Origin of the sequence: Williamsia sp. D3 (assembly GCF_000506245.1) — a bacterium.
Lineage (GTDB): Bacteria > Actinomycetota > Actinomycetes > Mycobacteriales > Mycobacteriaceae > Williamsia > Williamsia muralis.
Genome location: NZ_AYTE01000046.1, coordinates 166188 through 173689, shown reverse-complemented (window position 1 = coordinate 173689; position 7502 = coordinate 166188). Strand labels below are relative to the sequence as shown.

At 64.7% G+C, this 7502-nt stretch carries 5 protein-coding genes and 1 pseudogene; 2 read left to right on the top strand and 4 right to left on the bottom strand.

All coding sequences use genetic code 11. The features are described 5' to 3' along the window. Positions 1-245 precede the first annotated feature (245 nt). Genes W823_RS53310 through W823_RS53300 form a run of 3 tightly spaced genes read right to left on the bottom strand, consistent with a single transcriptional unit; the run spans position 246 to position 3013 of the window. Positions 246-1040 carry an ABC transporter ATP-binding protein gene (locus W823_RS53310; RefSeq protein WP_023962460.1) on the bottom strand — a complete coding sequence of 265 codons (795 nt, stop codon included), beginning with the start codon at positions 1038-1040 and terminating at the stop codon, positions 246-248. Beyond that, entirely contained in the window at positions 1024-2079 is a 1056-nt protein-coding gene (locus W823_RS53305) for an ABC transporter substrate-binding protein (RefSeq protein WP_023962458.1), read from the bottom strand. Before W823_RS53305 ends, W823_RS53310 begins: the two co-directional genes overlap by 17 nt. 58 nt (positions 2080-2137) lie before the next feature. Then, positions 2138-3013, bottom strand: coding sequence for an ABC transporter permease (locus tag W823_RS53300; protein WP_369792674.1), 876 nt, complete (start codon positions 3011-3013; stop codon positions 2138-2140). 539 nt (positions 3014-3552) lie between these two features. On the opposite strand from W823_RS53300, the gene W823_RS53295 reads away from it, so the two are divergent. Together W823_RS53295 and W823_RS53290 are read left to right on the top strand one after the other, a co-directional pair. Further along, positions 3553-4227, top strand: a complete 675-nt coding sequence (locus W823_RS53295; protein ID WP_023962453.1) for a PAS and ANTAR domain-containing protein — start codon at positions 3553-3555, stop codon at positions 4225-4227. 58 nt (positions 4228-4285) lie between these two features. Further along, a pseudogene (locus W823_RS53290) lies at positions 4286-6267 on the top strand (M13 family metallopeptidase). 79 nt (positions 6268-6346) lie between these two features. On the opposite strand, the gene W823_RS53285 reads toward W823_RS53290, so the two are convergent. Further along, entirely contained in the window at positions 6347-7261 is a 915-nt protein-coding gene (locus W823_RS53285; protein ID WP_051406691.1) for a L,D-transpeptidase, read from the bottom strand. Positions 7262-7502: the final 241 nt, after the last annotated feature.

Here is a 7502-nt window from a genome sequence, read left to right as displayed (position 1 = left end):
TGCACGGACGGGAATACGCCGTCGATGCAAGGTCTCGGGGACGATCTTGGTGGAGAACAGCAACGACGGCCCGAATCTCTTCCCCCACCTACTCCCGCCCCGTGTTTGCGCCTCACGCCCATGCTCGAACACGGGCGCGAGGCACAAACGCGGGCGTCGGCAAGACACCTCGCCGAATGCAGACCGCCTTACCCCGCCCGGCGGACGCGACGGAGGCCGTCTGCCCGCGAGCGAAGCGAGCCAAACTACACAGCAGCCGCCGCCTTCACCGCGTGACTGACCTCCGACCGCAACGCGTTGTACTCAGATGAACTCCGGAGTGCTTCGGCATCGACGTCGCCTCGCGGTAGATCGACCTCGATGTCGAGTGCTATCCGGCCGGGACGCCTGGTCAACACCACGATCCGGGATCCGAGGAACACGGCTTCCTCGGCACTGTGGGTGACGAACACCGAGGTTCGGCCGGTGTCGGTGCTCACCGCACGCACGTCTTCTTGCAACCGCTCCCGCGTGAGAGCGTCGAGCGCGGCAAACGGCTCGTCTAGCAGGAACAGCGGGTTCTCGGCGGCCAGGGCGCGGGCGATGGCCACCCGCTGTTGCTGTCCGCCCGAGATCTCCCAGATCCGCCGATCGGCGGTGCCCTCCAGTCCGACCCGTTCCAGTAGTTGATCCCGTCGGCCCGGCCGGTCCGATGTGGCGACACCGGCGTATCTCAGCGCCAGGTCGATGTTGCCGCCGACGGTTCGCCAGGGAAAGAGGCGTGGTTGCTGGAACACGACGCCCGCCGAGTCGCCCGGGGTGGGTGGGCGGCCGAGCACGTCGACGCGACCTTCGGTGGGCCTCTCGAATCCCGCGATCAGCCGCAGAAGGGTGCTCTTGCCACACCCCGAGGCCCCGACCAGGACGAGGAATTCCCCGGCCGGTACATCGAGGGAGACCGGACCGACCGCGGTGACGGTGTCCGAACCCTTGCCGTACCGGTGCGAGACGTTGTCGAGCCGGATCGCACCCGACGTCGGGGCGTCACTGTGCGAAGGCACCGGGCAAACCTTCGACGTAGATCGCCTGCTGCAGTTGCTCGAGGGTGGGCGCCTTGTCGATCTGCTTCTGCTCCACCAGGAACTCTGCGGCACTGAGCAGGTTGTTGGCGAGGTTGCCGACGGCCCCCGGGGTGCCGAGCCACTGCGGCGACGCGATCGATTCCGGGGTCAGGTACACACCCTGCTTCAACTGACCGAGTGCCTCATCTGCGCTGATACCCAGTTCGGGTGCGATGAACCCGGCCGCTGCGGCGGGATCGGACTTGATGAGCTCGAGAGCGCGGGCCTGCACCTTGCGCCATGCATTGACCGCTTCCGGGTCGCTCTCGATCAGCTTGTTCGACACCACGCCGAGATCCAGTGTGGGATTGCCTGATTCACCGATGGCCCGGCTGGTGACCAGATCTTTGCCGGTCTTGCGCAGCTCGTCGAGCGTCGGCAGCCAGGTGTAGGCGGCGTCGATGTCGCCGCGTTCCCATGCCGCCAGGATCGCCTGGGGCTGCAGGTCGACGATCTTGACGTCGCTCGCTTTGAGACCGGCCTGCTCGAGGGCGACCAGCAGACTGTAGTGAGCTGTGGACGCGAGCGCGGTTCCGATGGTCTTGCCACGCAGATCGGCGACGCTGTTGATGTTCGTGCCGTTCCGGGCGACGAGCGCCTCGTTGTCACCGGCGACATCCAGGACGAACGCAACCTTGTAGCCGATGGGTGAGGCGCCGGACAGTCCGCGGGCCACCGGGCTCGACCCGATTGCGCCGATGTCGATCGAGTTGCCGATGAACGCCTGATTGATGGTGGCTCCGGATTCGAACTTCGTCCACTTGATGGTGTGGTCGGGCAGCGCTTGCTCGAGCCACTTCTGGTTCTTGACGATGAGGTCGCCGCTGGGGAAGGCCTGATATCCGATGGTGATGGTCTTGCCGCTGTCGCTGTCGTCGGAGCAGGCGGCGAGGCCGAGCGTCAGGGTCAGAGCCGCCAGCGCGGCGACCACGGTTGTCCATCGTCGACGCAGGCGTCCGGGCAGGGCTGTATCACTCATGTTCGTTCGGGTTCTTTCTCTCTGTGGGACTTGCTGTATGGAGTTCAGGCGGAGTGGGTCAGACGCGACCACGCCAGGGCACGGTCTTGCGCTCGATGAGTTGCAGCAGACCGTCGATGATCAGTCCCGAGGTACCGATGGCGACGATGCCCACCAGCACCACCGGAGTGTTGTTGTAGTTGGCGGCATCTCGCACCATCCCGCCGATGCCCGGCAGACCGTTGACCAACTCGGCCGCCACCAACGATGAGTAGGCGACGCCGACCGCAAGGCGGATGCCGGTGAAGGTCTCCGGCAGTGCCGACGGCACCACCACATCCTTGATCACGTCGAACTTGCTGCCGCCCAGCGCTTTTGCTGCTTCTGTGAGGCTTTGCGGTGCTGCCAGCACCGCAGATGTGGTGGCGACGGCCACGGGAGGGAACGCGGCGATGGCCAGCAAGGTGATCTTGGGTTCTTCGTTGATGCCCAGCCAGATGATGAGCAGGGAGAAGTAGGCCAGTGGCGGCAGGGTGCGCAGGAACGTGATCCACGGTTCGAAGACCGCGCGGACCTTGCCGAACGTGCCCATCAGCAAGCCGAAGGCGATACCGACGGCGATGCCGATCACGGTGCCGTATGCGATTCGTTCGAGGCTGATCAGGAGGTGCTCGTACAGGTATTTGCCGGCGTAGCCCCGCACCCCGTCGTTGGTCGTCGAGGTCTGGACAAAGGCGTCCCATACCGCACTCGGGGCCGGAACGAGGGTCTCGTTCCAGATCTTCAGGCTCACCACGAGCTGCCACAGCGCGATGAAGATGATCAGCGACAGAACCGGCAAGCCGATGCGCGACAACACCTTCGAGCTGCGCCGCCCACGGGGCGACGATGCCGGAGTGATGGCCCGGTCGCCGTCCTGATCGGTCGGTTCGGATATGGCTGGCACTACTGACACTGCAAAACCCCTGGTGACATGGAGGCTCGTATCGAGCGGGAGACGATCGATCCCCGAGGCGGCCGCGGGCCGTGCCGGATCGATCAAGAGGGACGGGAGAACGCGATCAGGCGTCGGCCGACAAGCCGCAACCGCGCTCGAACATGGCTATCGACAACAGCTCTGGGCGCCGACGCGGCACAGATCCACCGCAAGCCGTCGCACCAGGGTCGTCGTGAACACTGCGTCACAGTAGCCCCGCCGACATCGGGCAGGACGAGATACAGTTCGCCCGCTCGCAACTCTTTACGCCCTGGCGGGCATGTAGTAGGCCCGGCATCGGCCGACGCCGGCTCTCAACTGGTCCGTACATGGCATCACAGGCGGTGAGCGGGGGTGCGTCTGCCATTGCGACTCGTCCGCGGGGCGTGTGGCGATGCATCGCATCTTCATGCTAAAAAATCTTTAGCTCCAGATAGTGGGCCTCAGTTAGCCGCCAACCTGCACCACAGCGCGACGGTTCTACAACTCTGTCCGCACGTTGGCCGAGGAGCTTCTACATGGAAAACAACCCCACCGATGGCCAGTCCATCGAGCACGTCCTGGGTGGCACCCCACACACGGTGGGTAGTTTTCGCTTCTACGCGAGGGAACGGCGTTGGGAGTGGTCCGATGAGGTCGCCGCGATTCACGGGTACCGTCCCGGCGAGGTGAATCCCACCACGCAGTTCCTGCTCGACCACAAACATCCCGACGACCGCGAGCGGGTCGCCCAGGCCATCGATGGCCTGGTCCGGGACGGACGGCCCTTCAGCAGCCGTCACCGCATCATCGACCGCGACGGCCGGGTTCGGCACGTGCTGGTCATCGGCGACCAGATGCTGGACGAGTCGGGCGCCGTGACCGGCACCGAGGGCTTCTACGTCGACCTCTCCGACGGCCACGACAGCGAGCTCAAAGAGACGATGGACGCGGCGGTCAAGAACTTCGCGACATCGCGGGCCGTGATCGAGCAGGCTAAGGGCATGTTGATGCTGGTCTACGGCATCCCGGCCGACCGGGCTTTCGACGTCCTGACCTGGCGATCACAGCAGACGAACACAAAACTGCGAACCCTGGCACAGAACATCGTCGCCGCTGCCTCGGGCGCGGTGACCATCGACGATGCGGCTCGCCAGAGCTTCGACCACCTGTTGCTCAATGCCCATCAGGATGCCGCACCGGCCGTCGGCTGACGAAAACTGGCTCTAGTGCCAGGATGGTCTGGTGACTTCTTCCACCGATACCCCTTCCATCACCGCCGACGCGTCGGACCCCAGGTCCGGGATCGACCTCAGCTGGGTCGATGAATCGGTGCGTCCGCAGGATGACCTGTTCGAGCACGTCAACGGGGCATGGTTGCGCGAGCACATCATCCCCGACGATCGTCCCGTCGACGGCGCGTTCCATGTGCTCCGCGACCGCGCCGAAGAGAACGTCCGCGACCTGATCACCGAATGCGCGGAGAACGACCCGGCCCCGGGGAGCGACGCCCAGAAGATTGGCGACCTCTTCGCCAGTTTCATGGACGAGTCCCGCATCAACGAAGTGGGCATCTCGCCGATTCGCGGCGACCTCGACGATCTGGACGCTGCCGCGGACCGTACCGAGCTGGCCCGCCTCGTCGGCGCGCTGCAACGCCGCGGCATCGGCGGGCTCTTCGGGTATTACGTCGACACCGACGCCAAGCAGTCTGATCGGTACCTGATCCACATCACGCAGTCAGGGATCGGTCTGCCCGACGAGTCCTATTACCGCGAGGACAACCACGCCGAGACCGTGGCCGCCTACCGCGCACACATGGAGAAAATGTTCTCTCTCGCCGGCTTCGACGACGCGGCAGCGCGTGCGGCAACGGTTGTGGATCTGGAGACGGCCATCGCCGCGCAGCATTGGGACGTGGTTCGTCGCCGCGACGCGGACCTGTCCTACAACCTGCGCTCTTTTGCCGAATTGACCGACCAGGCAGCAGGCTTCAACGTCGAATCCTGGATCTCGGGGCTGCACACCGAACCTGCGACCACGTTCGGCGAAGTGGTGGTCGGGCAGCCGACTTTCGTCGAAGGTGTGGCGGCGTTGTGGGCCGACCGCGACCTCGACGAGTGGAAGACATGGGCGCAGTGGCGTCTGTTGCATTCGGCATCGCCGTACCTGTCCGACGAGTTCGTCGCCGAGAACTTCGCCTTCTACGGCAAGACCTCACCGGTTCGGAGGTGATCCGCGACCGCTGGAAGCGCGGGGTCGGGCTGGTGGAGCAGTGCCTGGGCTTCGCCGTCGGGAAACTGTATGTGGCCAAGCACTTCCCGCCCGAGGCCAAGGCCCGCATGGACGTCTTGATCGACAACCTCGTCAAGGCCTATCGCCGCAACATCAGCGACCTCGACTGGATGAGCCCGCAGACCCGCGAGAAGGCGCTGGTCAAGCTCGAGAAGTTCACCCCGAAGATCGGTTATCCGGCGACCTGGCGCGACTACTCATCGCTACGCATCGAACGGGACGACCTGTTCGGCAACATCGCTCGCGCAAGCGCTTACGAAGAAGACCGGGAGTTCGCGAAGATCGGCAGCCCGGTTGACCACGACGAGTGGTTCATGACCCCGCAGACGGTCAACGCGTACTACAACCCCGGCATGAACGAGATCGTCTTCCCCGCGGCCATCCTGCAACCGCCGTTCTTCGATCCCGAGGCCGACGATGCGGCGAACTACGGCGGCATCGGCGCGGTCATCGGCCACGAGATCGGGCACGGATTCGACGATCAAGGTGCGAAGTACGACGGCGACGGCAACCTGGTCGACTGGTGGACCGACGACGATCGTGCCGAATTCGGTACCCGCACACGCAAACTCATCGACCAGTACGGCAACTTCACCCCCAAGGGCCTCGACGAGAAGTACAAGGTCAACGGCGAGTTCACCATCGGCGAGAACATCGGCGACCTCGGCGGGCTGTCGATCTCGTTGGTGGCGTACCAGATCGCGTTGGACGGCAAGCCTGCCCCGGTGATCGACGGACTGACCGGTCTGCAGCGGGTGTTCTACGGGTGGGCTCAGGTCTGGCGCACCAAAACCCGTGACGCCGAGGCCATCCGCCGGTTGTCGATCGACCCGCATTCACCGCCGGAGTTCCGCTGCAACGGGGTGATCAGCAACATCGACGCCTTCTACGAGGCCTTCGATGTCAGCCCCGACGACGCCCTGTATCTCGACGACGGGGACCGCGTCCGCATCTGGTGACCCCAGCACCCCGATTTTGGTGGGTTCCGGTGAGCACGACCTGCGGGTTCACTCGCGCGAACCCACCAAGATCGGGGGTCTACGGCGTGGTGAAGTCGGTGAGGCCGTCGGTGGGGTCGACGGTTCCGCCGATGGTGTTCTGCACGATGACGGGTGCGCCCTTGGGTGCGTTCTCGAAGAACCAGCGGCCGTCCTCGGTGCTCACGTTGAGGCAGCCGTGCGAAACGTTCGTGTTGCCTTGCTGTCCCACCGACCAGGGCGCAGCATGCACGAAGATGCCGCTGTTGGAGATACGCGTCGCGTACTCGACGTAGGTGCGGTAGCCGTCGGGCGAATCGACCGGCACCCCGTAGGTCGAGGAGTCCATGTACATGTCGGCGAATCGTTCCCCCACGGTGTAGACCCCGTTGGGGGTGGGGTTGTCGTTCGACCCCATCGACATCGGCATCGTGCGCACCACGTCACCGTCGACGGTCACGGTGATGTTGTGGGTGTTGTCGTCAGCAGTGGCCACCCATGACTCGCCGATCGTGAAATTCGATGTGGCACTACCGGCTTCGACAGTCACGTCGGTGCCGGCGGGCCAGAATCCCTCGGGCTTCCACCGAACCTCTTTGTGGCCCACCCAGTAGAGGTGGCCCTTTACTTCCGGACTGGTGGTGACGCGGATGGCCTTCTCGGCGGTCTTCTTGTCGTCGATGGCGTTCTGGAACCTGATCACCACGGGCTGCGCCACGCCGACGGTCTCGCCGTCAGCTGGATCGAGCGACGGTGTGGAGAAGTTCGCCCGGCCGAGTGGGCGGTCGTCGCTCGGCGAGGTACTGGGGGTGGTGCTGGGGGTCGAGGGCGCGGAAACGCCCGGGACCTCGGGCCCACCGGGCCACAGGGGGTCGGCTCCGATGGGGGACGCCGAGATGCCCACACACAGAGCAGCCCCCGCCACGGCGACCGTCAGCCGGCCGAGGCCGCGACGGCTGGTTGCGTTGATCTGCATGTAATTCCTTCGGTTGATCCCCCCGCACGCCAGAACGCCCAACATACTCGACAGGGTGTCCTTTGTTCAACGGCCACAACCGAATGCGAGAGTCGTCGTTCACATCACCATCTCGCCAAGTATTCCCACGTCGCAGCTATTTCCGGGGCAGTATGATCACGTCAGTCGAGACGCGGCAATTTGACATCGGAAAGTAAGCTTTCCCTGTCGTCGGGAAACGGCATTGCGAGGATGAGGTCAC

What these genes read in the sequence shown, in the direction of transcription:
- W823_RS53305 (WP_023962458.1), bottom strand. Translation starts at nt 2,079, where the DNA reads ATGAGTGATACAGCCCTGCCCGGACGCCTGCGTCGACGATGGACAACC.
- W823_RS53295 (WP_023962453.1), top strand. Translation starts at nt 3,553, where the DNA reads ATGGAAAACAACCCCACCGATGGCCAGTCCATCGAGCACGTCCTGGGT.
- W823_RS53285 (WP_051406691.1), bottom strand. Translation starts at nt 7,261, where the DNA reads ATGCAGATCAACGCAACCAGCCGTCGCGGCCTCGGCCGGCTGACGGTC.